The organism is Aeromonas sp. S9(2024), from assembly GCF_041403185.1.
Classification (GTDB): Bacteria; Pseudomonadota; Gammaproteobacteria; order Enterobacterales; family Aeromonadaceae; genus Aeromonas; species Aeromonas enteropelogenes.
On record NZ_JBGLRE010000015.1, the window covers coordinates 24402 to 51049 of the forward strand.

Annotated in this window: 21 protein-coding genes and 4 tRNA genes; 11 read left to right on the forward strand and 14 right to left on the reverse strand. The window is 61.0% G+C overall.

The window, feature by feature from the left end; genetic code table 11:
- Nucleotides 1–66: 66 nt before the first annotated feature.
- From ACB028_RS19200 to ACB028_RS19210, 3 genes are read right to left on the reverse strand one after another with little or no spacing between them, the layout of a single operon-like run.
- A complete protein-coding gene (locus ACB028_RS19200) occupies nucleotides 67–3147 on the reverse strand; it encodes a multidrug efflux RND transporter permease subunit (protein WP_042026819.1) in 3081 nt (1026 codons plus the stop codon).
- A 15-nt stretch (nucleotides 3148–3162) separates the two neighbouring features.
- Nucleotides 3163–4296, reverse strand: coding sequence for an efflux RND transporter periplasmic adaptor subunit (locus tag ACB028_RS19205; RefSeq protein WP_042026818.1), 1134 nt, complete (start codon nucleotides 4294–4296; stop codon nucleotides 3163–3165).
- Nucleotides 4293–4901 carry a TetR/AcrR family transcriptional regulator gene (locus ACB028_RS19210; protein WP_371144962.1) on the reverse strand — a complete coding sequence of 203 codons (609 nt, stop codon included), beginning with the start codon at nucleotides 4899–4901 and terminating at the stop codon, nucleotides 4293–4295. Before ACB028_RS19210 ends, ACB028_RS19205 begins: the two co-directional genes overlap by 4 nt.
- A 251-nt stretch (nucleotides 4902–5152) precedes the next feature.
- Here ACB028_RS19210 and ACB028_RS19215 point away from each other — a divergent pair.
- The 5 genes from ACB028_RS19215 (at nucleotide 5153) to ACB028_RS19235 (ending at nucleotide 6300) form a co-directional block, all read left to right on the forward strand.
- Nucleotides 5153–5229: transfer RNA gene (locus tag ACB028_RS19215), tRNA-Arg, on the forward strand.
- A gap of 51 nt (nucleotides 5230–5280) precedes the next feature.
- Nucleotides 5281–5356 (forward strand) — tRNA-His (locus ACB028_RS19220).
- Nucleotides 5357–5376: 20 nt separating this feature from the next.
- A tRNA-Leu gene (locus tag ACB028_RS19225) sits at nucleotides 5377–5462 on the forward strand.
- Nucleotides 5463–5534: 72 nt separating this feature from the next.
- Nucleotides 5535–5611: transfer RNA gene (locus ACB028_RS19230), tRNA-Pro, on the forward strand.
- 179 nt (nucleotides 5612–5790) lie between these two features.
- Nucleotides 5791–6300 carry a ricin-type beta-trefoil lectin domain protein gene (locus ACB028_RS19235; RefSeq protein WP_371144963.1) on the forward strand — a complete coding sequence of 170 codons (510 nt, stop codon included), beginning with the start codon at nucleotides 5791–5793 and terminating at the stop codon, nucleotides 6298–6300.
- A 30-nt stretch (nucleotides 6301–6330) separates the two neighbouring features.
- On the opposite strand, the gene pyk is transcribed toward ACB028_RS19235, so the two are convergent.
- Both pyk and ACB028_RS19245 read right to left on the reverse strand, forming a co-directional pair.
- On the reverse strand, nucleotides 6331–7821 hold the full coding sequence (pyk, locus tag ACB028_RS19240; RefSeq protein ID WP_371144964.1) for a pyruvate kinase: 1491 nt from the start codon (nucleotides 7819–7821) through the stop codon (nucleotides 6331–6333).
- A gap of 66 nt (nucleotides 7822–7887) precedes the next feature.
- Complete coding sequence (locus ACB028_RS19245) at nucleotides 7888–9225, reverse strand: MFS transporter (RefSeq protein WP_026455756.1); 1338 nt, start codon at nucleotides 9223–9225, stop codon at nucleotides 7888–7890.
- A 314-nt stretch (nucleotides 9226–9539) separates the two neighbouring features.
- Here ACB028_RS19245 and ACB028_RS19250 point away from each other — a divergent pair, with 314 nt between their 5' ends.
- Genes ACB028_RS19250 through ACB028_RS19260 form a run of 3 tightly spaced genes read left to right on the forward strand, consistent with a single transcriptional unit; the run spans nucleotide 9540 to nucleotide 14510 of the window.
- Entirely contained in the window at nucleotides 9540–10799 is a 1260-nt protein-coding gene (locus tag ACB028_RS19250) for an ABC transporter substrate-binding protein (RefSeq protein ID WP_342011236.1), read from the forward strand.
- On the forward strand, nucleotides 10796–13249 hold the full coding sequence (locus ACB028_RS19255) for an ATP-binding protein (protein ID WP_371144965.1): 2454 nt from the start codon (nucleotides 10796–10798) through the stop codon (nucleotides 13247–13249). Before ACB028_RS19250 ends, ACB028_RS19255 begins: the two co-directional genes overlap by 4 nt.
- Entirely contained in the window at nucleotides 13233–14510 is a 1278-nt protein-coding gene (locus tag ACB028_RS19260; RefSeq protein ID WP_371144966.1) for a sigma-54-dependent transcriptional regulator, read from the forward strand. Before ACB028_RS19255 ends, ACB028_RS19260 begins: the two co-directional genes overlap by 17 nt.
- Nucleotides 14511–14514: 4 nt before the next feature.
- Here the strand turns inward: ACB028_RS19260 and ACB028_RS19265 are convergent, their stop codons facing one another.
- Nucleotides 14515–16158: a methyl-accepting chemotaxis protein gene (locus ACB028_RS19265; RefSeq protein ID WP_371144967.1), complete on the reverse strand. Its 1644-nt coding sequence runs from the start codon at nucleotides 16156–16158 to the stop codon at nucleotides 14515–14517.
- Nucleotides 16159–16368: 210 nt separating this feature from the next.
- Between ACB028_RS19265 and ACB028_RS19270 the strand changes: the two genes are divergently transcribed.
- Nucleotides 16369–16683, forward strand: coding sequence for a hypothetical protein (locus tag ACB028_RS19270; protein ID WP_026455752.1), 315 nt, complete (start codon nucleotides 16369–16371; stop codon nucleotides 16681–16683).
- Between the two features lie 48 nt (nucleotides 16684–16731).
- Here ACB028_RS19270 and ACB028_RS19275 read toward each other — a convergent pair whose 3' ends face one another.
- The 8 genes from ACB028_RS19275 to ACB028_RS19310 all read right to left on the reverse strand — a co-directional run bounded on the left by ACB028_RS19275 (nucleotide 16732) and on the right by ACB028_RS19310 (nucleotide 24776).
- The gene (locus ACB028_RS19275) at nucleotides 16732–17544 is read right to left on the reverse strand and encodes a Cof-type HAD-IIB family hydrolase (RefSeq protein WP_371144979.1); all 813 of its coding nucleotides are present in this window, start codon (nucleotides 17542–17544) and stop codon (nucleotides 16732–16734) included.
- A 90-nt stretch (nucleotides 17545–17634) separates the two neighbouring features.
- Entirely contained in the window at nucleotides 17635–18675 is a 1041-nt protein-coding gene (locus ACB028_RS19280; RefSeq protein ID WP_371144968.1) for an alpha/beta fold hydrolase, read from the reverse strand.
- Nucleotides 18672–19334 carry a CatB-related O-acetyltransferase gene (locus ACB028_RS19285; protein ID WP_371144969.1) on the reverse strand — a complete coding sequence of 221 codons (663 nt, stop codon included), beginning with the start codon at nucleotides 19332–19334 and terminating at the stop codon, nucleotides 18672–18674. The genes ACB028_RS19280 and ACB028_RS19285 overlap by 4 nt, the downstream gene beginning before the upstream one ends.
- Nucleotides 19334–20065 carry a tRNA (guanosine(18)-2'-O)-methyltransferase TrmH gene (gene trmH, locus ACB028_RS19290; RefSeq protein WP_371144970.1) on the reverse strand — a complete coding sequence of 244 codons (732 nt, stop codon included), beginning with the start codon at nucleotides 20063–20065 and terminating at the stop codon, nucleotides 19334–19336. The genes ACB028_RS19285 and trmH overlap by 1 nt, the downstream gene beginning before the upstream one ends.
- Before the next feature lie 131 nt (nucleotides 20066–20196).
- On the reverse strand, nucleotides 20197–22314 hold the full coding sequence (spoT, locus tag ACB028_RS19295) for a bifunctional GTP diphosphokinase/guanosine-3',5'-bis pyrophosphate 3'-pyrophosphohydrolase (RefSeq protein WP_042026803.1): 2118 nt from the start codon (nucleotides 22312–22314) through the stop codon (nucleotides 20197–20199).
- A gap of 131 nt (nucleotides 22315–22445) precedes the next feature.
- Nucleotides 22446–22721, reverse strand: a complete 276-nt coding sequence (gene rpoZ / locus ACB028_RS19300; RefSeq protein WP_026456240.1) for a DNA-directed RNA polymerase subunit omega — start codon at nucleotides 22719–22721, stop codon at nucleotides 22446–22448.
- A 79-nt stretch (nucleotides 22722–22800) separates the two neighbouring features.
- Nucleotides 22801–23427: a guanylate kinase gene (gene gmk / locus ACB028_RS19305; RefSeq protein ID WP_124238291.1), complete on the reverse strand. Its 627-nt coding sequence runs from the start codon at nucleotides 23425–23427 to the stop codon at nucleotides 22801–22803.
- Between the two features lie 272 nt (nucleotides 23428–23699).
- The gene (locus ACB028_RS19310; protein WP_223379564.1) at nucleotides 23700–24776 is read right to left on the reverse strand and encodes a glycosyltransferase family 9 protein; all 1077 of its coding nucleotides are present in this window, start codon (nucleotides 24774–24776) and stop codon (nucleotides 23700–23702) included.
- Between the two features lie 220 nt (nucleotides 24777–24996).
- On the opposite strand from ACB028_RS19310, the gene ACB028_RS19315 reads away from it, so the two are divergent.
- Entirely contained in the window at nucleotides 24997–25710 is a 714-nt protein-coding gene (locus ACB028_RS19315; RefSeq protein ID WP_026456237.1) for a 3-deoxy-D-manno-octulosonic acid kinase, read from the forward strand.
- A gap of 73 nt (nucleotides 25711–25783) precedes the next feature.
- Entirely contained in the window at nucleotides 25784–26647 is an 864-nt protein-coding gene (locus ACB028_RS19320; protein ID WP_371144971.1) for a GGDEF domain-containing protein, read from the forward strand.
- The last annotated feature ends 1 nt before the right edge of the window (nucleotide 26648 follow it).

The window sequence follows — 26648 nt, forward strand, 5'->3', positions numbered from 1 at the left end:
CACCCCGCTTCTGGCGGGGTGTTTTGTTGCTGGGGTCCACGGCGGACCTCTTGGTGATGGACGCGATCAGTGTCCGCCGTTGGCCTTGGGCGGAATGGTCTCGTCGAATACCGGCAGCGGCTTGTGGGTGGAAGCCAGGAAGGTGTAGATCACCGGCAGCACGAACAGGGTGAACAGGGTACCGATGGCCAGCCCCGCCACGATCACGATGCCGATGCTGAAGCGCTGGGCCGCCCCTGCGCCGGTGGCGTAGAGCAGCGGGATCAGGCCCGCAATCATGGCGGCCGTGGTCATCAGGATCGGACGCAGACGCACCTTGGCGGCCTGCATGACGGCCTCCATCCGGTTCACGCCGCGCAGCAGTTGCTGCTCCTTCGCCACTTCGCAGATCAGGATGCCGTGCTTGGTAATCAGACCGACGAGAGTGATGAGGCCCACCTGGGAGTAGATGTTCATGGTGGCCAGTCCCCATGCCAGGGCGATCAGGGCGCCACTAATAGCGAGCGGCACCGACACCATGATCACCAGCGGGTCGCGGACCGATTCGAACTGGATCGCCAGCACCAGGAAGATGATGGCCAGGGCCAGGGCGAAGGTGGCGTAGAGCGCGTTACCCTCGGTCACGAACTGGCGGGCTTCCCCCATAAAGTCGTAGCGGTAACCCTGCGGCAGCTTCTCTTCGGCGGTGGCCTTGAACCAGTTGATTGCATCCCCCATGGCGACGCCCGGAGCGGGTACGGCACCAATGGTGGCCGAGTTCAGCTGGTTGAAGTGGGGCAGGGCGCGGGGCTCACCGACCACCTCGATGCTGATGAGACTGCCGAGCGGGATTGACTTGCCATCGGCGGCGCGCACGTAATACCCCTTGATGGACTCGGGGTTGAGACGATATTTGCGCTCGACCTGCGGGATCACCTCATAGGAGCGGCCATCCAGGTCGATCCGGTTGACGTAGCCATCCGCCATCATGGTGCCCATGGTGATGCCGATGTCCTGCATGGTGATGCCATAGGCGCCGGCCTTGTCCTTGTCGATGCGGATCTTCATGGTGGCGGAGTCGTAGTTCAGATCGAGATCCGAATAGACGAACTGGCCGTTGGCCTGGGTCGCCGCCAGCATCTCGCCGGCGATCAGGAACAGGCTCTCGAAGCTGTTCGGCGTGGTGATGACGAACTGGATTGGCAGGCCGCTGGAGGCACCCGGCAGTTCAGGGAACTGGAAGGTGGTGATGGCCATGCCGGGGATGTCCTTCACCAGGCCGGCGACCCGGTCCAGCACCTCTTTCTGGCTCGCTTCACGCTGGCTCCAGGGCACCATGGAGGCGATACCGAACGCCTGATTGGAGTTGAACACCCCGGAGAAGACCTGGGAGAAGGCGATCTCCGGCTGGTCGTCCAGGATCTTGTTCACGTCCGCCATGGTGTTTTCGATGTAGTCCAGGTTGGCGTTGGAAGGCGCTGTGCCCAGCACCGCCATGACCCCCTTGTCCTCCGACGGGGCCAGCTCGCTCGGGATGAACTTGAACAGCAGAGGCAGGCTGGCGAACACGATGACGGCGAACACCACTACCACGAGACGCTTTTGCATCACGGCGTGCAGCATGCTGTCGTAGCGGTCGGTCATGCGGTCGAGCAGGTGGTGCACCTTGCTCTCGAACTTGCCCGGCTGCTCGTTGGCCTTGAGCATCTTGGCACACATCATGGGTGACAGGGTCAGGGCTATGATGCCCGAGACGAACACGGCGCCAGCCAGGGTCAGGGCAAACTCCTTGAACAGGGAGCCGGTAATGCCCCCCATCAGGGCGATCGGCGCATACACGGCCGCCAGGGTGACCGTCATGGCGATGACGGGCACGGCGATCTCGCGGGTACCTATGATGGCGGCACGGAACGGCTCCTCACCCTCCTTGATGTGGCGATCCACGTTCTCCAGCACCACGATGGCATCGTCCACCACCAGGCCGATGGCCAGCACCATGGCCAGCAGGGTCATCAGGTTGATGGAGAAGCCGAACATGTCCATCACCATCACCACGCCGATGAGACTCAGGGGGATGGTGATGATGGGGATGATGACCGCCCGGAACGAGCCGAGGAACAGGGTGATCACCACCAGTACGATGGCGGCCGCCTCGAGGATGGTCTTGATCACCTCGCTGATGGATTCGTTGATGGCGATGGTGGAGTCATAGAGCACGTCAGCCTGCAGGGTGCTCGGCATGTTGCGCTTCAGGCTCGGCAGCAGCTCCAGCACATCGTGGGCGATGTTGATGGGGTTGGCGGTCGGGGCGGCGTTGACCGCCATGACCACGGCCTCGCGGCCGTTGGCGCTGGCGCGGTAGATGTCGTGGCTCTTCTCCAGGGTCACCTTGGCGATGTCGGAGAGGCGGATCACCTTGCTGTCGCGAGTGGCAACCACCAGCCGCTTGAGCTCGTCCGTATCGCTCACCTGGGTCTCGGCATTGCCGTTGAACAAGGTGAAATAGCCGGTGGCTTGGCCGGTGGCTGATTGATAGTTGTTGCTGTTGAGCACCGTCATCACGTCGCTGGCGGTCAGGTTGAAGGCTGCCATCTTGGCCGGATCCAGCCATACCCGCAGGGCAAACTCGACGCCGCCATACAGATCCACCTTGGAAACGCCCCCCACGGTAAACAGCTGCGGCTTGATGACCCGCTCCAGATAGTCGGTGATCTGGCTGGAGTTGAGCTCCGGGCTGGTGAAGCCGAGGTAGAGCACCGCCGTGGTGGAGCCGGTGGAGGAGGTGACCGAGGGGTCTTCCGCCTCTTTCGGCAACTGGGAGCGCACCGAGTTGACCTTGGCCAGGATGTCGGACAGCGCGGCGTTGGGGTCGGTGTTGAGCTTCATGTAGGCGGTGATGGTGGAGCTGCCCAGCTGGCTGGAGGAGGTCATGAAGTCGATGTTGTCGGCTTGCGCGACCGCCTGTTCGAGCGGCTGGGTGATGAACCCCTGGATCAGGTCGGCACCGGCGCCATAGTAGCTGGTGCTGACGGTGATCACCGTATTGGTCACCTCGGGGTATTCCCGTACCTGCATCTTGAAGATGGCCTGAAAGCCCAGCAGGGCGATCAGAAAGCTGAGCGAGATCGCCAGCACAGGCCGTTTGATGAAAATGTCAGTAAATCGCATCGCTGATCTCCGCGCTTACAGCATCGGGGTTTGTGCCGGGACGGCCAGGGCATCGTTTTGGACCACGCGCACCCTGGTGTCGTTGCTCAGGCGTACCTGGCCGGAGAGCACTATCTCGTCGCCAGCCTGGATGCCGGAGAGCACGTGCACGTCGTTGCCGCGACGCTCGCCCGCCTTGACCACTACCTGCTTGGCTCGTTTGACCTTCACCTTGTTGCCATCTTTGTCGGTCTCCTCGCTCTCCTTGATCACGTAGATGTTCTGACCGTAGAGGGTGAAGGAGATGGCGGTCTGCGGGATCACGATCTGATCTTTCACCGTGGGCAGAATGATGCTGGCGCGGGCAAACATGCCGGATCGCAGCTGGCCATCGTTGTTCGGGATGTCCGCCTGGACCTGGATCAGGCCGCTCTGGAAGTTGACGGCGGGCTCGATGGCGGAGATATGGCCATCAAACCGGGTCTGGGGGTAGGCATCCACCTTGATTTCGATGGGCTGGCCCAGGGTGATCTTGGAGATGTCAGTCTGGGGCACGGTGAAGCGCAGGCGCATCACGCTGGTATCTTCCAGCCGCACGATATCTGTGCCCGGTTGCAGATACTGACCGAGGAAGACGTTGCGCAGGCCGACCATGCCGCTGAAGGGGGCACGCACCTCGCGCCGGGCTATGGTGGCCTTCAGGCTCTCGATGTCGGCCTCCAGCGAGCGATAGGCTGCTTCGGCCTCATCCAGCTGCTCCTTGGAGATGGAGCTGGTCTTGTAGAGGTTCTGGAAACGATCGAACTTGGCCTTCGCTGCCGGCAGCTTGGCCTGGGAGGCGCGCAGATTGGCTTTTTCCACACTGGAGTCCAGGCTCAGCAGCAGCTGGTCTGCCTTGACCGGCTTGCCCGATTCGAAGCTGATGGCATCTATGGTGCCCGCCAGCTCGGTGGAGAGAGTGACCCCCTGATTGGGCTCGATGAAGCCGATGGCTTCGATGGTGGGCACCCAGTCCTGTGCCTTGGTGACCATGGAAGTCACCGGGAACTCGGGCTCCGGCCGGTTGGCCAGATAGTCGGCAATCATCTTCTGCTTGAACACATTGAAGCCGATCACGCTGCCAAACAGGGCAATCGCGATCAGCAACATAATGGCCATCCATTTTTTCATGAACAGGCTCCTGAGGTGGAAATGTGGGGGGATAAAATGGCATTCCAGCTGGCACGAATGGCAGTCTCCAACTGCACCTCGGTCAGCGTAAAGTGGTGAACCCTGCATTGCAGGGCCAGATGCATGACACAATCCAGGCTCAACACCTGCAGTGCCCGTATGGGTAAATCCACAAACAGCTTCTGCTCAACGCCCCGGGCAAAAAAACTGTCCAGTGGCCCCCATGCAGCCAGCATGACCGGCTCGGTTTCCAGTGCGGCTCCCAAAGGAGAGCTTTCATACTGCAATTTGCATTTGATGGCGTTGGGGTCGTTGACAAAGATGGCGTGGATATTTCGCCATATCTTTTGAAACTGCTCAAATGAAACCTTTTCAACATCCACATCGGCCATCACCATGGGGACGCACTGCAATATGGTGTGCTGATACAGTTGCCGGATCAGGTCATCCTTGTCGCTGAAGTAGCGGTAGATGGTGCCGGTCGCCACATTGGCTTTTTTGGCTACCTCGGCGATCGACAGGCCGTGAAAACCCCGTTCACCCAGCACTTCATGGGCTGCGTTGAAGATGCTCTCTTTTTTGTCCTGGTTTTTATCCTGACTCATCGGCATCACCTTGTGAATGAACGTTCATTCATTCTAGATGGGCCTTAAACCAAGTCAAGGCAGCAAACCGATTCGTATTGGCTACACGGGGGTTGAAGCCGAAAAATATCCCAGTCCGGTGGAATATCTCGTCACAGACGCTAAAAAAGTGCTCAATGTGTTTGAAAAAACAACGGTTGATTCAGCAAAAGAAAAAAAGTGTAGACAAGCATGCCCCCCATCATTAATATCGTGCCCCGTTCGACAGCGTAGCGCCCGTAGCTCAGCTGGATAGAGCGCTGCCCTCCGGAGGCAGAGGTCACAGGTTCGAATCCTGTCGGGCGCACCATCAAAAGTGCGCCGGTTAAACGGGCGGTGTTGTGGAACGAAAACAGCTGTGGTGGCTGTAGCTCAGTTGGTAGAGTCCCGGATTGTGATTCCGGTTGTCGTGGGTTCGAGCCCCATCAGCCACCCCATTTTACAGCTTGTCAGGTACGCGAAGGTGGCGGAATTGGTAGACGCGCTAGCTTCAGGTGTTAGTGCCCCCCGGGTGTGAGGGTTCGAGTCCCTCTCTTCGCACCATACTTGCTGTATAACGAGGATGACCTTTTGGTCGTCTTTGTTTTTTGAAAAACACTATTTTTAAAATAATCTCGGTGATTAGCGCAGCCCGGTAGCGCATCTGGTTTGGGACCAGAGGGTCAAAGGTTCGAATCCTTTATCACCGACCAATTTCAGAAAAACCTCGCTTAGGCGAGGTTTTTTGCTTTCCGGTGTCGCCATTTCCTGCCTTTTCCCCGTCACGTCTGTTTACATTTTTGCTGGTTTCTCCCAACCCGGCTTCGCGTATGCTGAGCGCAGATCCGCAGCAAGCGGGCATCATGGATCACATTTCAGGCAGATACCTCATATGCACCCTAATTCCGTTCGCGTCAGTATGCTGGCGCTGGTTGCCGTGGTGATCAGCGGCTGTTCGTACAAGCCCACGCCAGACGATCTCCTGATGGGCTCTGCACCTATGCAGCGCACCGATATCACATCCGCTTTGGTGACCAGTGCAGGCTTCTGCGTGACCCTGAGTGGCCAGCAGCTGCTTACCCAACCCTGTGACGAGAGCGCCAATCAGCAGTTCAGCTGGGATGCCGGTGCGCTGGAGTTGGCCCGGGGCTGTCTGGTCGCCAGTGGCCGGAGCGAACTGGCCGTGGCCGAGTGCCAGGAGACGAGCTATCAATGGCAGTGGCAGGGGGATCGCCTGTTCAATCGGCAGGCCGCGCTCTGCCTGGATGTGGCAGGACGTCGTCACAAGCCGGGTACTCCGCTGCGCTTGGCGGAGTGCTTTGGCGGGGCCAACCAGAGTTTCGAGTGGAAGCGTGAAGAGAGTCTGCTGGAGCAGCTGGAGTTGAAAAGCCTCATCCGTTGAGGCTTTTCGTCCATTCGAGGTGACTTGAACTCAGTGTGAGTGGCTGACAGCGACCGTGGCGGGGGCCGCCGGTACGGGTTGATGGGCGACGCCGCTCAGGGAGACCAGACGGCAGACATCCTCATGGCCAGCCCCCTCAAGGGAGTCGAGGCGGCTAATCAGCAGGGAGTGGATGCCATCCAGCTGATCGGCCTGTTGCAGGGCCGCGATCAGGTGCTCGTGATGGGGCTGGGGAGCATTTTCCTGAAAGAAAATCGGCGTGACCCCACGCAGTATGGTCATCTGGTTGAGCAGCTGCGGATTGTCCGACAGGGCCCAGATCGGGTTGTGAAGACCCCCGCGCGAGATGGCGATCACCGCCTCTCCCTGATTGGTCAACACGGCGATGCCGCAGGAGCGATCCTGACTGAAGGCGGAGGTCATGGCGGCCAGCGCCATGCAGCGGCCCGAGTGGTCGGCCTGGCTGCTCTCCCGGCGCCAGCGTGGCTGTATGGGTTCCATCTCCTGCTCGGCACCCAGCGCGATGCGCGCCATGGCCTCGACCGCCTCGACCGGGTAGAGTCCCGCCGCCGATTCGGCCGACAGCATCACGGCATCGGTGCCATCCATGACCGCATTGGCCACGTCCAGCACTTCGGCGCGGGTCGGCATGGGGTTGCCGATCATGGACTCCATCATCTGGGTGGCGGTGATGACGGGGCGACCCAGGGCGCGGCAGCGCTTGATCAGCTTCTTCTGTACCCCCGGCAGGCGCGCATCCCCGATCTCCACCCCCAGATCGCCACGGGCGACCATGATGATGTCAGAGGCTTGAATGATCTCGTCCATAGCTTCGACGGATGCCACTACCTCGGCCCGTTCCACCTTGGCGACGATGGCCGCCTTGCTGCCGGTGGCGCGAATGAGGGTTCTCGCCTCTTCGAGGTCAGCGGCGCTGCGGGGGAAGGAGACGGCCACGAAGTCCGCTTCCAGCTGGCGCGCGGTAAGGATGTCTTCCTTGTCCTTGGTGGTCAGAGCCGGGGCGCTCAGGCCACCACCCAGTACGTTGATGCCCTTGCGGTTGGAGAGGATGCCGCCCACCAGCACGCGGGTCACGACCTGTTCCCCTTCCACCCGCTCGACATGCAGCTGGATGCGGCCATCGTCCAGCAGCAGGGTGTTGCCTGCCTGCACTTCATGGACCAGCGCCGGGTAGTCGGTACCGACCCGATATTGGTCGCCCTCATGGCTGCCGAGGCCGACATCGATCACGAAGGAATCGCCGATCTGCAGCCGGATGCTGTCATCGGCAAAGCAGGCGATGCGGATCTTGGGGCCCTGCAGGTCGGCCAGAATGCCGACATGGGTGTTGAGGCGGGCGGCGGTGGCGCGGATCCGCGTGGCCAGCGCCAGGTGCTGCTCCGCGGTGCCGTGGGAAAAGTTCAGCCGAAAGACGTTGGCTCCCGCCAGGATCAGCTTCTCCACCATGGCTTCCGATGAGCTGGCGGGGCCCAGAGTGGCAACAATTTTGGTCTTGCGCATGGGTTACTCCTGTTGCGACGACGTGAAAAAGGGTGGTCACCGGACCACCCTTTTTATGGGCAAATATCAGTAGTTGACGACTTTCTTGGCGTTCCACACCGTCATGGCGAGCAGCATGGAGACCACGGAGGCACCCAGCCAGAAGTATTGGGCGTTGCTGAAGTCGTAGCGGGTCACGCCGTCGATCACGTCGGTCTTGATCAGCGCGGAGGAGACCAGTTCCTGAATGGAGGCGGCGATGTAGGAGCACAGGCCGATGAAGCCTTTCACCGCACCGACCGCAGTCTTGGGCATCAGGTCACAGGCGGTCAGACCGGCCAGGAAGACCACCAGACCACCGATGGCATAACCGATCAGGGCGAGGGCGACGGCATCCATCATGCGGCTCTGCGGGCCCCAAAACATCAGGCACATACCGGCGATGTTGGCCAATCCGTACAGCAGGGTCGGGATGTGGCGGTTGGCGTTGAACACCTTGTCAGAGATGATCCCGGCCAGGATGGCGCCGAGGAAACCGGCGATGGGGTAGGCCGACATGGCGAAACCGGCATCGATCAGGCTGTAACCCTTCTGCTCCTGCAGATAGAGCACGGCCCAGGAGCTCATGGCGTAGCGGGACATGTACATGCAGGCACAGGCGGCGGCGATGAGCCACACGGTGGGCTGCTTGAGCACGAACAGCTGGGCACGGCGAATTTCGGCCGGCTCCACTTTCTTGGAGATCTCCGGCTCTTCACCAAAGGCAACGGCAGGTTCCGGCAGGCCGTAGGTCTGCGGGCGATCCTTCAGCACCAGGTACATGCACAGGGCGGCGATCAGGGAGGCGATACCGGCGCCGATGAAGCCGGCTTTCCAGCCGAAGTAGCTGACGATGGTAGCGGTCAGGATCCAGGAGATGCCTTCACCTATGTTGCGCGAGCCGCCCCAGACCGAGTAGACGGAGCCCCGCTGCTTGGGCGAGAACCACTGGAAGATGGAGACGCAGGACGGCGCTGAACCGACGGACTGGAACCAGCCGTTCAGACCCCACATCAGGACCAGGAAGAAGGTGGCGGTGTTCATGCCCATCAGGATGGTACAGATGGACGACAGGCCGAGGGCCACCGACATGAAGCGGCCGATGTTGGCGTAGTCGGACAGGAAGCCGTTGGAGAACTTGCCGACGGCGTAGGTGAACAGGAAGGCAGAACCGATGACGCCCAGCTCTTCCAGAGTGACCACACCGGAGTCCAGCATGGGCTTCTTGACTACGTTAAGGCTCATACGAACTACGTAGAACATGGCGTAACCGAGTACCAGGCCCAGGAAGACCTGCCATTGGTACTTGCGGTAAATCGAGCGAATTTTATCTGGCGAGGCATCCATGACCGGTAGGTCTGCTCGCGTCTTGAAGAAGTTGAACATGGTGTTCTCCGTTTCTATTTTGGCAGCATGGTTTCAGAGGAAGCTCTGATCACGGATGCCATGATATGAAGGGAGAAATTAAGGCGGCAAAAAGTCGGAAATGAGTCATTTATGACTCGAGCGAGGGAAAACCATGAGTCAGAAATGGCATATTCTGACTGTCCTATTGATAAGCGATGAATAACAATAGTCATATCACCAGAGAGATATGAGTCAGAATTGGCTCATCCCCTCTCTAATAAAAATAATGTGAACTACCAATTATTAGATGTACCGCACATAATCCGTTTTTGATAGTGAGCAGAACGACCCCCATGTCTCTATTTTCTCGACTGCTGCCTGTGAGTCTGGTGGCTATTTTGTTGCCCTTTGGCGCCCCTCAGGCCGGGTCACTGACCGTGCTCACCTCTTTTTCGGAGACGCCGGTCAAATCGGTGATAGACGGATTCGTTCAGCAATATCCCGGGATCCGGGTCGAGGTTATTTATCGGCGAACCATCCCCTCTTTGCGCTTATTAACGGAGGCAGAGGCGCCGTCGGTCGATATTATCATGTCATCGTCACCGACATTTTTTAACACCCTCGATAAAGAAGGTTTACTGGCTCCCTTGCCAACGGCCACCATTCCACCGGATTGGTTGAGTCCCCATACCCTGGGATTAAGCAACAAGGTGGCGGTGGTGGGATATTCCAGCAGCGGCATCATGTATAACCGCCACTATCTGGCCAAATATCAATTGCCACAACCCGGCAGCTGGCAACAGCTGGCGTCGCCGGTGTTCATGGGCCATGTCATGATGAGTTCTCCCTCCCAGTCCGGCACCACCCACATGATGGTGGAGAGCATACTGCAACAATATGGCTGGGATCGGGGTTGGGCCCTGCTGATGCGCCTTGGCAGCAACCTGTCCGCCATCACGGCGCGCAGCTTCGGAGTGAGTGACGGTATCGCCCGCGGTCTGGCGGGGGCCGGCCCGGTGATCGACAGCTATGCCCTCAACAGCCAGGCACTCTTCAAGCACATCGGCTTCAGCACCATGGCGGATTCGGTGATCCTGCCGACCTACCTCGGGGTGCCCCGCAGCACGGACAATCCGCAAAACGGTGCCCTGTTCATCCAGTACCTGCTCTCCGACAAGGGGCAGGCGATCATCGGCACCCCCGGCATGGCCAAGGCGACCCTGAGTCAGCCCGAGCTGGCCAGGAAGATCCATTACGTGACCGACAAGGCGCTGCTCTACCGGCGGGCGGGTCTGCTCAAGGCCCTGTTCGAACAGACCATCACCCAGCAGTTGCCCAAACTGAAGATGACCTGGCGGGGGATCAACGGGGCGGACACCCGAAACGATCCCGAACGGATCAAGCTGGTCGAGCAGGCGAAGGTGCTGGCGAGTACGCCGCCCCTGAGCGAGCAGGAGGCCAGGGATCCGGCGCTGCTGGCGCTGTTTGACGGCATGTACGAGCGGGATCAGAGCAACCCCCGGGCCGAGCGCGTGATGCACCAGTGGCGCCAGACGACGGAGGCGCGGCTGAACGAAGCACAGCGGCTGGTCGAACAGGCCAGCAAGCCATGAGTCGCCTGGGGCGCAGCCTGCGTCTGCCGAGCAGCCTGGGACGGCGGCTGATCCTCGCCTTCCTGGCCATCACGACCCTGACCGGGATCATGGGGATGGCGGCCTACATGGTGTGGGATCGGCTGGGACAGCAGGTCAACCAGATCGTCAGGGAGAGCCTGCCCGCCATCGGCAGCGCCTACCAGCTGGAGCGGGCCAGTTCCCGTCTGCTGTTGCTGCTGGCGCAGTTGCGGGATACCCGGGACCCGGTGCAGTACAAGCGGCTCTCCCTCTCGGTCTCCACCACACTGCAGGATATCCAGAATGCCTACCTGCTGGGGTCGCAGGATGATGACGAGGCGCTCTCCCAGCAGCGGGCGTTCGAGGAGCTGAGTGCCCTGGTGGCGGATCACGCCCGCTACCTGAAGCAGCAAATCGTCCATGCCGAAACCCTGCAGCAGTTGCAAAAGCGCAGCAACTGGCTGCATCAGGATCTGGTGGACGACGTGGCGCCCCTGCTGCAGGAGGTGGAGTGGCACCTGACCAGCATGGTGAACAGTTCCGACGACATGAGCGAATTTGGCAATGTCATCAAGGAGTTCTCCGCCCTGCAGGACCTTACCTTCAAGGAGAACGAGCTGCAGGCGCTGGTCAATGAGGTGATCGACCAGCGCTACCAGCAGGATCTGCAGAGCGCCTTCCTGTTCATCGGTTACAAGATCGATGAAATGGACGAACTGACTTCCCGGCTGGCCGAGTACCCCTCTACCGTCAGCTATCGCCAGATCCTGCAGGATATCGTCACCCTGGTGAAACCGAATGGCCAGCTGCACCGGTTGTTGCAAGCCGACGCCCTGACTCATCAGCGGCTGATGGCCCTGCGTCCCAAGCTGGATGATGCCGTCTCGCGTTATCACCGGAAGGTCAGCCAGACGGTGAGCGAGGCGAACCGCTCTCTCCACGTGCTTGGCAACAACAGCAGCCAGATGGTGGCGACCGGCAAGCTGGTGATCCTGGTGGTGCTGGCCCTCGCCATCCTGCTCAGCATCTTCGTGCTGGTGGTGCTGATCGGGCGGAGGCTGATCGGGCGGCTTGATGTGCTGGGCCAGGATCTGGCCCGGGTGGCGGCTGGCAAGATGGATGTGCCGATCCAGACCAGCGGGCGGGACGAGATTGGCCAGCTGGGCGAGAACCTGCGCCACTTCTGCCAGCAACTGCAGCAGATGGAGCGCTCCAACGCCCTGAACCTCATCAACAACACCCAGGCCTGCCTCATCACCTGTTATCCGGACGGTACCATAGAATCGGTCAACCCGAGCGCCTTGACCCTGTTCAGGCAGGCGACCATCAGCCCGGATCTGCCGCTGTGGCAAGTTTTCCCCGAGGAGGCTGGCGCCGTGCTGGCCAGCCAGTTTGAGCCTGATCAGCCGCTGCACCGGCTGGGTCACAGTGAATGCACCGTGGCCACCGGGCCCCACGACGAGCCGCGCTTTTTGCACTTCAACCTGCGCCGCTTCGAGCAGGGACGCGGTTATCGCTTCATCATCACGGTCACGGATGTGACCCGCCAGGAGCTGACCGCCAGGGAGCTGGGCCAGCTGGTGGAGGAGCGCACCCGCGAGCTGACCGAGAACAACCGCCTGCTGGCGGCGGAGGTAGTGCAGCGCCAGCAGGCCCAGCGCAACCTGCTGCAGACCCAGGATGAGCTGATCCAGGCGGCCAAGATGGCGGTGGTGGGGCAGGCGATGACCAGCCTGGCTCACGAGCTCAACCAGCCCCTGTCGGCCATGATGACGTATCTTTACACCAGCCGTACCGCCATCGGGGCCGGAGAGTTCCAGCTGCTGGACAAGGATCTCGGCAAGATAGAGATGCTGGGCCAGCGCATGAGCCGCATCATCAATGCCCTGCGCAACTTTGCCCGCAAGTCGCCGACCGAGGAGACCCGGGTTCGGCTCGATCTCGGGGAGCTGGCGGATCAGGCGCTGCTGCTGCTGGAGACCCGAGCCAAGCGGGATGGTTGTACCCTGAAAAATGAGCTGCCCGCCGGGCTCTGGATCGAGGCCGATCCCGTGCTGGTGGAGCAGGTGCTGGTCAATCTGCTGGTCAACGGCATGGATGCCATCGCCGGGCGGGATATCCGCGAAATCCGTCTGTTGCTGCTGGAGCAGCGTGGCAGCCAGCTGAAGATCGGGATCGCCGACAGCGGCGCCGGTTTTGGCGAGGCCATACTGCCCAGGCTGTTTACCCCCTTCACCACTTCCAAGGAGGTGGGGCTGGGCCTGGGGCTGACCATCTGTCGCTCCCTGCTGGCCCGCTGTGATGCCGGGATCTTGCTGGGCTCCGACTTGGGGGGAGGGGCCATGGTGATCCTGGAGTTTGGCGAGCCCCCGTCGGCCCGGTCGCAGGAGGGCGCCGAATCCAAAGCGTATTTGAATGAGGAGAAGTCAGTCGATGTTGTTACCCCGTAGCCGCCCGGCCAACGTGTTGCTGGTGGATGACGATGAGGACGTGCTGGAGTCCTATTGTCACCTGCTGAGGCTTTCCGGCTATCAACCCAAGGCGACCACCTCCCCCCACGAGGCGCTGGAACTGCTGGCCAGCCAGTGGCCCGGTGTGGTGGTCTCCGATATTTACATGCCCGCCATGAACGGCATGGAGCTGTTGACCCGGGTTCACGAGATAGATGCCGAGATCCCGGTCATCATGATCACCGGTCATGGCGACATCCCCCTGGCGGTGAAGGCGGTGAAGCAGGGGGCATTCGACTTCCTGGAGAAACCGCTCAACCCGCAGGCTCTGCTGGGGCTGCTGGAGCGGGCCTGCAAGCAGCGCAGCGAGGTGCTGGCGCGGCGCAACGAGATCCAGGAGACGATCGACGACGAGCTGATCGGCACCAGCCCACAGATCGTCGCCATCCGCAACCAGATCAACCAGCTGGCGCAGACCGACAAGGATCTGATGCTGGAGGGGCCGGCTGGCTCGGGACGCCACACCCTGGCGTTGTTGCTGCACAAGATCAGTGCCCGCAGAGAGCAGGCTTTCCACCTGCACGACTGCGCGTCGGCAAGTTCGCTGGCCGAAGTGCAGGAGAGCCTGGCGCAGGCTGAACAGGGAACTCTGGTACTGCAATCGCCGGCCCGGCTGACGGCCGAGTGCCAGCGCTGGCTCGGCAACCATCTGCTGGAGCAGGAGCGCAGAGGGGGCAAGTCGCTGCGCACCATAGCGTTGTTCGAGGAGTCACCGGAAGGGCTGGTAGAACAGCAGCAACTGATGCCCGAGCTCTACTACTTCCTCTCCCAGGTACGGCTCAAGCTGCCCCGCCTGGTGGAGCGCAGCTGCGACATCATCCCCCTGTTTCGCGCCTTCCTGCGCCAGGGATGCAAGCGGATTGGCAAGCCGGTGCCGGCGGTCGATCGCGCCTATCTGGAGACCCTCAAGCGTCACCAGTGGCCAGGCAACCTGAGGGAGCTTCGCAACGTGGCCGAGCTCTATGCGGTGGGCATCGTCAAGCTGGCCGGGGTAGAGCGGGCCATGCCGCTCGCCAATGCCAAGGAGCCGCTGGACGATCTGGTGGAAGAGTTTGAGCGGCGAGTGATCGAGGATACCTTGTTCCTGTTCTCCGGCCGGGTGACCGAGGCAGCCCAGTACCTCGGCATCCCGCGCAAGAAGCTCTATCTGCGCATGAAAAAGCACAACCTCGACAAGGATCAGTTCAAGCCCGCCGGTTGAGCCCTCAGAGCTTGAATTGCTGCACCCGGGTGGCCAGTTGCCGGCTCTGGGCCTCCAGCTGGCCACAGGTCTGGCGAATGATCTCCAGATTCTCCAGCATGGCGCGACCATTGCCCGCGACGACGCTCAGGTTGTGGTTTATTTCGGTGCTGACGCCGCTCTGTTCATGGGCGGCGTCCCTTATCTGGCCGTTCATCTCGTTGATGATGGTGATAGCCCGGGTCATTTGACCCAGGCTCTCCCGGGTCTGGTGGGCCTGGGCGACAGCCTGGGTGCCGCTGTGGCTGCTGGCCCCCATCTTCTGCACCGCCTCCTGGCTGCCCTGCTGCAACCGCTCGATCATCTGCTGGATTTCACCCGTGCTGTGCTGGGTCTTGCTGGCCAGGGTGCGCACCTCGTCGGCCACCACAGCGAAACCACGCCCCTGCTCTCCGGCCCGGGCCGCTTCGATGGCGGCGTTGAGTGCCAGCAGGTTGGTCTGATCAGCGATGCCGCGGATCACCTCCAGCACGGAGGAGATGTGTCCGACATCCTGCTCCAGCCGCTGGATACCCTGCTCAGACACGTGAATGTCCCGCGCCAGTGCCTCCATCGCCGTGACGGTGTTCATCAGATCCGTCGTGGCGCTCTGTACCTGGCTGGCCGCCTCGGCCGAGGCGTTCTCGGTCTGGCTGGCGTGCGCCACCATGAGGGCGCTGGTGGCACTCTGCTCCTCCACGGCGGCGGCAATCTGATCGCTCTGGCGCTGCTGATCCTCGGCGTTGGTCACCATCCCCTCCATCAGGGAGTACAGTTGGCGTGATGCCGATTGCACCGTGCTGGCGGTCTGGCTGACGTCGCTGACTATCCTGTGCACCTGATCGATGAAGCGGTTGAAAGTGGCGCCGAGGGTGCCAATCTCGTCGCGGGAGGTGATGGTGATACGACGGGTAAGATCACCTTCGCCCTGGGCAATATCTTCAAGGGCCTGCTGCATCTGGTTGAGGGGCTTGAGGGTGAGTCGGGTGACAACCCAGGTGAGCACCAGGGCCAGCGCAATGGCGATCAGGGTGCCCAGGCTCAGGACCAGCTGGGCGTGCTGGCTCGAATTCTGAACCTCCAGTCTGAGCTCCTGCTGGGACTGCTCGATGGCATCCTTGAGCTGATTGAGCTGCTGACGGATGGTAGTGAACTGCTGCTGCGAGGCCTGGAACTGGCTGGAGAGCAGATGGCTGCTCTCGTGGGGATCGGCAAAGACGGCCTGATAGTGGGCGAGCCAGTCGTCAAATCCTGCCAGCATCAGGTCCAGCGTGGTCTGGTGCTGCTTGCCGATGAGGCCCGCATCGATCAGGGTCTGCACCTGGCTCATCCTGTCTCTCGCCTTGTTGCCATTATCAAGAAACTCCGCTTTCTGATGCGCCACGTTGTCGGTGGTGAGGCCACCCACGATGAGCCCCTGACCTGCAGCAATGACCTGATAGAGATCGCGATAGGCATCTTCCAGTGAATTTTGTACCGGCAGTATCTGCTCGACGACGGTGCGATTGACCCGCTGCTGCTCGGTGAAGCTGGTGTAGGCGACGGCGACCACGCTGGACATGATGGTCAGCACAATCACCACGGGCAGACGGGTTTTGGTCGTGAGGGACAAGCGATTGAGAAGTGTCATGACGGTGAGTCTCGCAAGGGGAGATGAATGACGTTCCATTATCGGGCTTCGGATGTGCTGGGGGTTCAGACGAGGATCACGCTATCGGGTGGGATCAGGAAAAAATTGAGTTATTACCGGCACATAATCGAGTGCAGTCAATGCCGATAAGAGCGAAACTGTTCAGGGAATGAACAGGGAATTCAGTTCTGCCGGCCAAGGGGGTGCATCATGAGATGTCCGAGGTGTCTGAAAGAGGGGGTTGATAAGGCATTGGATGAACGGGTGGGGCGGGCCTGTGCCATGGGATTCGGCGCCGCAGGCGGCTTTGCCTGTGCCGCCAGCTTCGCCAAGGTGGGAGCCGGCATGGGGGCCGCTCTGGGGGGGATTGGTGTGCCTCTCGGCGCCATCGCCGGTGCGCTGGGCGGCGCCCTGCTGGGTGGGGCGACCGGCGGTGGGGCGGGATTGTGGCTTGGCCGCACCCTGGATCGCCAGATCTCCCGGCAATACCGCTGCCAGGGGTGCGGTCACAGCTTCGAGCGTTGACAGGCGAGCCCATGGATACCACCCGGTGTGGTATCCATGGCTAAGGGATCAGGCCGCGTTGACCTTGTCGAGGGCGAACAGCTGCTCCAGATAGACGGCGACGCCATCCTCATCCGAACTCAGGGTCTGCTCGTGATTCGCCAGTGCCAGTTTGAGACGGTCATGGGCGTTGCCCATCACCACGCCGCGACCCACCATGCTCAGCATCTCGAAGTCGTTCATGCCATCGCCGAAGGCCACGGCTTGGGACATCTCCAGCCCGTGCTGTTCCAGCACGGCGCGCACGGCATTGCCCTTGTGCACCCCGGCGTGCATCACCTCGAGACAATCCGGCAGGGAGAAGGTGACGTTGAGTCGATCACCATATTGCTGGTTCAGGTGCGCTTCGATCTTCAGCAGCTTCTCGTGCTCGCCGATGTAGAACACCTTGTTGATCTTGTCCATCGGGTGGCTGGCGAGATCGGTCAGGCGGTAGGTGAAGCCGGAATCGTGGTGGAATTGCAGCAGCCAGGGCAGCTCCTCTTCCACCAGCCACTCGTCGCCGTAGTAGACGTTGAGGTGGATGGAGGGATCCCGCTCCAGCGCGATCAGCTCTGCGGCTACCGTATCCGGCAGCGCCTGGTTGTAGACCAGCTGATCCTGCTTGTCGTGGACGACGGCGCCATTGGAGGTGATGAGGTAGATGTCCAGCCCCAGGGTATCGCGGATGCTGCGCACATCCACATGGTGCCGACCGGTGGCCACCACGAACTTCACTCCCTGCTCCACCAGACGGTGCAGGGTGTCACGGGTGCGGGGGGAGATCTGGTGCTGCTTGTTGAGCAGGGTGCCATCGAGATCGGATACAACTACCTTGAACATCATTACCTCACCATCTATTGAACGCTGGCGCAGTGTACCCCAGCGTCGTGTGTCACCCCATTTCTTTTGGGATCCAAAAAATAACCAGTTTTAGTAGCGCGCGAAGAAGGCCAGAGTCGCATTGAGCGCGGCCTGACGCTGGGGATCCGCCTCGATGAAGAGCTCGTGCCAGGCGCCCTCGATGCGCAGCGGCTTGCTCCCTTCACAGTTGGCCCTGGTGCAGAAGGCATCCTGGGCGGCGTTGTCCACCACGCTGTCCTCACCGGCCTGCAGCAGCAGCAGCGGCGTCCTGATGGCGCCGGCATCGGCGATCGCCGCATCCGCCCCGGTAATGCCTTGATGGATCCAGTGGGCGGTGGCCCCGCCCAGCTTGATCTGTGGATGCTGTTCGTAGATCTGGCGGAAGGCCTGATAGCGCACCGTGCTGTGGGTCAGCTCGTTGTCGGCGAAGCCCTGATCCTGATAGGGGCCCTGGCCCGGGCCGTAAGGGGCCTCGCCAAACCAGCCACCGACGGAACCTATGGTGGCAGCCAGTCCTTTGGCCAGCCACTTGGGCAGGCCGCCGAGGTTGATGCCCATCATGGGGGAGGAGAGCACGGCGGCCTTGACGTCATTCGGCCAGCGTTCCAGATAGCGGGCCGAGATGGCGCCGCCCATGGAGTGGGCCAGCAGGAACAGCTTGGCGGGCTTGTCCGCCAGGATCACCTCATCATGAAACTGCTTGAGATCGACCACATAATCGTCGAACTGGTCGACATATCCCTTCTCCCGATCGTTCAGCATGCGATCCGACATTCCCTGACCGCGGTGGTCGATGAGGTAGAGGCTGTAGCCTTGGCGCCACAGATCCCAGGCCAGCTCCTGATACTTGAGGTAGCTCTCGACCCGGCCGTTGACGATGAGGATGGCGCGATCGACCTTAGGTTGACGCAGGGCCGCATAGCGGATGCTGATCCCGTCCTTGCCCTTGAACTCCCCTTCCACCGCATGCTCGCGCCAGAAGTCGGGCAGGGTCTGTTGATAGAGGGTGGGTACGTCGGCTTCAATGGTCAGCTGATAGGGGTTGTTCACGGCAAGGGCTCCGGCAGAAAACAGGGTCAGGGCCAGCAGGGGAAGAGAGAAATATGTCATCGGGCAAGCTCCTCTCGCCAATGGTGGTAGAGCGCCGCTATGTCGCTCGAGCAGATCAGAGGCATGGCGGCCTGCAAACGGGGCAGTGGCCAGCCCCACCACTGCATGGCTTGCAGCATGGCGATCTGCTCCTCGTCGAAGCGGCGGCGGATAGGCTGGGCCGGGTTGCCCCCCACTATGGTATAGGGCTCCACATCCCGGGTGACCACGGCGCGGGTGGCGATCACGGCCCCATCCCCTATGGTGATGCCCGGCATGATCATCGCCTCCGAGCCGATCCAGACGTCGTTTCCAACCCGGGTGTCACCCTTGCGCTGGAAGCCGTTGCGAACCCCCTCACCAAAGGTGCCCGGATCGAACGGGAAGGTGGAGGCCCACTCCATGCGATGACCCTGGTTGCCCGCCAGCAAGAAGGTGGCCCCCGAGCCGATGGAGCAGAACTTGCCGATGATGAGGCGATCTACGTCACCCCAGATGCCGCTCTCCCAGGTGGCGCGGGTCGACCCATCGCCGAGCAGGTAGCGCACACAGTGATCTTCGAATGATTTGCCGTGGTAGTAGCCGGAGTAGTAGCTGTACTCCCCGGCCTCGATATTGGGATTGGTCAGGTGATCCCGTATTACTTGGGATTCCAGCCAGCTACCGAATGGATTTTCCATCATTGCTCCTGCCATTCATCCTCTTCCTGCTGGGCAGCCCAGCCCTTGCGGGTCAGCTGCATCTGCTGCCACCAGCGCTCGTCCGCCAGGATCTCGCCGGCCGGGCCGAGCTGGGGATAGGGTATCTCTTTCTCTTTGCAGAGCTGGGCATAGACGGGGTAACCCCCCTCGAACAGTATGCTGTTCTGCTCTTCCAGGCTGAGCGGGCAGCCGCGTTGATAGCAACCGGCCAGCTCGCGCTGGCGCTGGGCTTCGTAGAGAATGGCGGCGGCCGCCACCGAGACGTTGAGAGACTGCACCATGCCCACCATGGGGATGACGATATGGTGATCGGCCAGGGCCAGCGCTTCTTCGCCGATGCCGTGCTTCTCCTGGCCCACCAGGATGGCGGTGGGTTTGGTGTAGTCGATGGCGCGAAAGTCCACCGAGCTGTCGGAAAGGTGGGTCGCCAGGATCTGCATACCGCTGGCTTTGAGCTCTGCCACCGCGCTGCCGATGTCCGGGTGCAGCTTCACATCCACCCAGTTCTGGCTGCCGCGGGCGGTGCCCTTGCGCTTGTGGATCCAGGTCTTGGGCCAGACGGCGTGTACCCGGTGGATGCCGATGGCGTCGGCGGTGCGCACGATGGCGGCCAGGTTGTGAGGCTTGTGCACCTCTTCCATGCAGACGGTCAAATCGAGTTGGCGCTGGGCCAGCATGTCGGAAATCCGTTTAAAGCGTTCAGGTGTCATATCAGTTTCTATGCGATGAGGCTGGTGCTGCAGATGGTCATATCGGGCTGGCATGCCGGTGGCGCGCTGGCAGCGCAGTGGGCCATTCCATTGTCTCTGTAAAAACAGCAGGCGGCTTGCGCCGCCTGTGTTCAGTTCTTCTGCCGGCTCACCTTGAGCACGTTGGGCATCACGCGGATCTTGCGCATGATGTTGGCCAGGTGGATGCGGCTCTTGGTAGTGATGAGCAGGCTGACCTGATAGACCCGGCCATCCTTCTCTTCGGTGCTGATGGCGTGGATGTTGGCGCCGGTGGCGGCGATCACGTTGGCCAGCTCGGCCAGAGCACCCTGATGGTTGATGATCTCGATGCTGATACCGGTGCGGAACTCCTGTTCCTGCTCCTTGTCCACTTCCCACTGGACCGGCAGGTACTTGTCCGGTTCCTTGCTGTAGCCCTTGATGTTGCGGCAGGCTTCCTGGTGGATCACCAGTCCCTTGCCCGGGCTGATATGGGCGATGATGGCGTCCCCGGGGATCGGGCGGCAGCAGTTGGCGAAGGTGACCAGCATGCCGTCGGCACCCTTGATCGGCATCTTCTTGCTGCTGGACTTGGGTTGATCTTCCGGCGGCAGTTCGTCACCCAGCATGCGGCGCGCCACCATGACGCTCATGGCGTTGCCAAGGCCCACGTCGGCCAGCAGCCCCTGCAGGTTTTCGTGCTTGGTATCGGCCAGCACCTGCTTGATGCGTGGCTCGGGGATGTCTTCGATGTTCTTGGCGCCGAGCGCATGGTTGAGCAGGCGACGGCCCAGCACCACCGACTCTTCGGTGCGCAGGTTCTTGAGGAACTGGCGGATCTTGGAGCGCGCCTTGGTGGTCACCACGAAGTTGAGCCAGGCCGCGTTCGGGCGGGCGCCGGGGGCCGTGATGATTTCCACCGTCTGGCCCGAGTGCAGCGGGCTGCTCAGGGGATAGGGATGGCGGTCGACCCGGGAGCCGACGCAGGCGTGACCGATGTCGGTGTGCACCGTGTAGGCGAAGTCCACCGGGGTGGCGCCGGCGGGCAGCTCCATGATGCGCCCTTCCGGGGTGAAGACATAGATTTCGTCCGGGAAGAGATCGGTTTTGACCCCTTCGATGAATTCAAAGGAGCTGCCGGCGCTCTGCTGCAGCTCGAGCAGGCTCTGCATCCATCGCTGGGCGCGGATCTGGGCCGTGGTGCCCGAGCTGTCACCATCCTGCTTGTAGGCCCAATGGGCAGCAACCCCCTTGTCGGCCATCTGGTCCATGAACTCTGTGCGGATCTGCACCTCCACCGGTACCCCGTGCGGCCCCACTAGGGAGGTGTGCAGGGACTGGTAGCCGTTGGTCTTGGGGATGGCGATGTAATCCTTGAAGCGACCGGGGCGCGGCTTGTAGAGGCTGTGCATCTGGCCGAGTACCCGGTAACAGGTGTCGATATCCTTCACCTTGACCCGGAAGGCGTAGATATCCATCACCTCATGAAATTGCAGCTCCTTCTTTTCCATCTTGTTGTAGATGGAGAAGAGGTTCTTCTCACGGCCGCTCACCTGGGCCTCGATACCCGCCTCCCGCAACCGACCACTGATTTCGCTCTGGATGGAGTCGATGATCTCGCGGCGATTGCCGCGGGCACGGCGCACCGATTCGCGCAGCACCCGAGAGCGCATCGGATAGAGCGCCTCGAAGCCCAGCTCTTCCAGCTCGTTCTTCATGGTGTGGATACCGAGGCGGTTGGCGATGGGGGCGAAGATCTCGAGGGTCTCGCGGGCGATGCGGCGGCGCTTGTCCGGGCGCAGTGAGCCCAGGGTGCGCATGTTGTGGGTGCGGTCGGCGAGCTTGATCAGGATGACCCGGATATCCTGGGTCATGGCCATCACCATCTTGCGAAAGTTCTCGGCCTGGGCCTCCTTGCGATCGCGAAACTTCAGCTTGTCGAGCTTGGATACGCCGGAAACCAGTTCGGCCACGGCGTCGCCAAACTGCTCGGCCAGGTCGTCCTTGGTAACGGGGGTATCTTCGATGACGTCGTGCAGCACGGCGGCCATCAGGGTTTCATGATCGAGGCGCATGTCGCCCAGGATGCGGGCTACGGCGACCGGATGGGTGATATAGGGTTCACCGCTGGAACGCAGCTGACCCTGGTGAGCATCACGGGCCACCACATAGGCTTGCCTGAGCTTCTCGACCTGCTCTGCCGGCAGGTAGGAACTGGCTATTTCTTTAAGATTTTCAAATAAATACAAGACAGTCCCCGCTGCGGTGAAACGGCAATTCGTGGAATCGAGGGTATAGCCCTGAGTTTGCGAGGTTTTGGAGCGGTTGTAAATGGGGATGAACAGTTGGCACCCGGGCGGGTGCCAACCGAAAGAATGACTTAACCGCGGCCTTCGGCGATGGCAGCAACGGCAGCCAGCTCAGCGGCTTCCTGCTCTTGCTGCTCGTAACGGTCCTGGGTGTCCATCACCTGGTTGTTTACCAGACCCAGTTCGATCTCACGCAGGGCGATCACGGTCGGCTTGTCGTTCTCTTCTTCAACCAGGGGATCTTTGCCTTGAACCGCGATTTGACGGGCGCGGCGTGCGGCGACCAGCACCAGGTCAAAACGGTTACCAACCTGTTTTACAGCATCTTCTACAGTAACGCGTGCCATGCAGGACTCCAGTATGTGGGCTTTCTGTGTTTAGAAAAGCGGTGTTTAAAAATGACGCAAAAGTTTACTCGTTTTTGGCTTACTCTGCCAGTAACTGTTGCAGCAAGTTTTGTTGTGCCTGCTGTTGCTGACGCATTTCCAGCCGTTGGCACTCAATAATGGCCCTCAGCTGGAACAGTGCCAGCTCAAAGTCTTCATTGATAATGACATAGTCATATTCGTCATAGTGCACCATTTCGGCAATGGCTTTCTCCATCCGCCCCTTGATCACCTCGGCGCTGTCCTGGCCGCGGCCAATCAGGCGGCGTTCCAGCTCTTCACGGCTGGGAGGCAGGATGAAGATGGATTTGGTCGGCATCAGTTCACGGATCTGGCGGGCACCCTGCCAGTCAATATCGAGGAAGACGTCGATGCCCTGGGCCAGGCAGGCCTCGATGGCGGCGCGAGAGGTGCCGTAGTAGTTGCCGAACACTTCGGCCCACTCCAGAAAATCACCGCGCTCGATCAGCGACTTGAACTCTTCCACCGGGACGAAATGGTAGTGAACGCCATTTTCTTCACCGGGGCGGGTGGCACGAGTGGTGTGGGAGACCGACAGCTGCATCTTGCCAGCCGCGTTATGGTGAGTCAGCAAGGCATTGAGCAGGCTGGATTTACCCGCACCGCTCGGGGAGGAGATGATATAGAGAGTGCCTTGTTGCGCCATGTTATTACCTTTAATCGATAACCGTGTTTTTGGTTGTAGCAGAGGCCGCCGTCTTGTGCCCGAAAGGGAGACAGCCCAACGCAAAACGCGGAAAAATTCAGAATCAGGGGGATGTAAAGGCGGCGAATTTTAACAGAAGGTGGCGAATAAAAAAACGGCCGGAATCATATTCCAGCCGATCAAAGGATTCGTAGCTTGCTGCGGGAGCGTAACCCACATTGGTTGCCATTTTGCCGTGGCTATTGGGGCGGGGCCATCAGGTTATCCCTGCCTTATTGCTCGGGATTTTCGAATTGCCCGGGCAGATGTTTATCGGCACACAGCTTGTCAAAGGCGGCAATGACCCGCTCGCTGCTGATCTTGCCCATGGCATCCGGATCCTTGAGGCGGGTGCGCCAACCCAGTTCGGCTAGCGGCTTGCCGGTCTCCTGCTCAATCAGTTCCTGATAGACGCTGACCACATAATCGCGGCACAGATAGGGGCCGGTGCGATCCGGGTTGTGATGGGCATAGAGACCGATCACCGGCGTGCCCACCAGGGTGGCCATGTGGGCGGGGCCGGTATCGGGCGCCAGCACCAGACTGGCCTCACCAATCAGTGCCAGTAGCTGTTTGAGGTTGGTCTGACCCACCAGATCCACCGGCTTGCTGTGGCTCAGTCGCTGGATGTCGGCGGCCAGATCCCGCTCCAGTTTGGCCGGTCCGCCGCATAGATAGACTTGGAATCCCTTGCTCGCAGCGTGATCCGTCAGCGCAGCATAGCCTGCGGCGGTCCAATTCTTGAAAGGCTTGCTGGCGGCGGCGCAGATGAGCAGGGTCGGCTTGCCAGCAATCTTCTCCTGGGCCCAGGCCTGGTGCTCGGCGCAGATGGGCAACTGCCAGTCCGGCGTCAGATCCCGGATGCCGAGTTCCCTGGCGAAGGCGAGAAAGCCATCCAGCACATGAGGAGAGGCAGGCGAGGGTACCCTGTGATTGGTGAACAGCCACTGGCCGTCGTTGGCCCGCTCCTTGTCGAAACCGAGTTTGATGTTTGCCCTGATGCCGAGGGTGGCAATGCTGGCCCGCATGGCGGCCTGCAGGTGCAGCAGGGCATCGAACTTGCGTCCCTTGAGGGTGTGCCACAGATCGCGATAGCCACGCCAACCCTTGCTCTTGTCGAAGGCAATGACCTCCACCCCAGGCAGATCGGCGAACAGGGTGGCCTCGATTTTACCGGTGATCCAGGTGATGCGGGTCTGCGGCCACTCCCGTTGAATAACGCGAACCAGTGCCAGCGCGTGGCAACAATCGCCGATGGCGGAGAGCCGCAGGATGCAGATGGAGGAAGGAGGCGTTTGAAATAGCGGCATGATGTGCGGCACGGCTGGCAAAAAGGGTGGATGGCATTATGCAAACTCCCCTGTGGATTGTAAAATTGCGCGCAATCGCCAGCCCGGTTTCGCCATGACCTCCCGGTTGTGGCTGACCTGTGCCGGCACAGGATATTGACCATATTGCAGGTGGTTGCCACGACAGCCTCATCGCAGTTGCAAACCTAGCGAGCAATGACCCACCGAGCGGGAGCTCATGATGCGAATACAGACCGAACACAACCAAATTTGCTGGTATGCCGAAGGGGCCTTTCGCGACCCCTCTCCCCAGTTATTCGATCCTGCCTGGTGGCAGAGCAATCGACAGGTGGTGGGGACCTCTTTAGGTCGGGGAGTGACCTGGTTCGTCAAGGATGAATCCCGCCATCTGGTGCTGCGCCACTACTATCGCGGCGGCATGGTGGGTAAGGTGGTGCGAGATCGCTTCTGGTTCGAAGGAGTGGAATCGAGCCGCGCCATGGCCGAATACACCCTGCTCGCCAAGTTAAGCGAGCTGGGGCTGCCGGTGCCACGTCCGTTTGGTGCCCGCATGGTCAAGCAGGGGCCCTTCTATCGTGCCGACATCCTGATCGAGCGCATCCGCGGTGCCAAAGACATGGTGGCCCTGCTCAAACAGGGACCGATTGCCCCCGAGCTCTGGCACAAAGCCGGCCAGACGGTGCGCCAGCTGCACGACGCGGGCGTCTATCACGCCGATCTCAACAGCCACAACCTGTTGATCGACAAGGCGGGCAAGGTGTGGGTGATCGACTTTGACAAGGGCGCCATCCGCGCACCGGGGGAGTGGCAGAAGGCCAATCTGGAGCGGCTGCTGCGCTCCTTCAATAAAGAGGCCCAATTGCATACCAGTTTCCACTTCGTACCGGAGAACTGGCAAACCCTGATGAAGGGCTATCAGGGAAAAGCGCTCTGACCCTGTTGCTCGCCGCCGGAGCCAATGTTACTTATTGAGCTGCTGCTATTTAGATCTGGTTTCGAGGTGCCCCATGGAAACACTCAAGACACCTTTGGTGGATGTGACGACCCGGCTTGACCCGGGTCTCTTGTCTGACGCCATGAATCTGCTGGAGGCGGGACTCTGGACCTGGTCTGTGCAGCAGGGACTGCGCCGGGACCCCAGCTGCCTGCATCTGTTGGGGCTGGGGGATAGCTGGCCGGATGACATGGGCTGGCTGGATCGGGTGCATCCCGACGATGTCTCCCGGCTGGAGGAAGCGCTGCTCGCCTGCCAGAGTGGCCGCAGCGCCACTCTGCGCCTCGAGTACCGCATCCTTCATCACCACGGCCACTACATCCGGCTGGAAGAGCGCATTCGTTGTGACGAGCGCGGCCATCTGCTGGGGGCGGTGCGCCATCTTGATTCGGTCGAGGAGTCGGTTGAAGAGCGTCACGGCACGGATCCCCTCACCGGGCTGGAGAGCCGCAACAGCTTCGAATTGCTGCTGGAGGATCGTTTGGCGACCGATAGCGGCAGTTTCAGCCTGATGCAGTTTTCCGTCGATCACATGACCAAGATCCAGCAGCTGTTTGGCGAGGCGGCCTGTGACGCCATGCTGGCCAAGCTGGCGCGCATCGTGCGTCACGAGTTGCGCCGGGAGGACCCCTTCGCCCGTTGGGACGAAGACGGCTTTATCCTGATGCTCTCCCAGACCGAGCGGGCGAGCGGCCTGGAGATCGCCGAGCGGCTGCGCCTCGAGATAGCCGATGCCAGTTTGCTGCCCCAGCGGCCGGTTACCGTCAGTGTCGGATTGGTGCAGAGCCAGCCGGGCGAGATGCTCGATCACCTGCTGGCCCGTCTGGCGAGCTGCCATGGCCAGGCCAGACGGGAACACAACACAGTCGTCGGCTGAC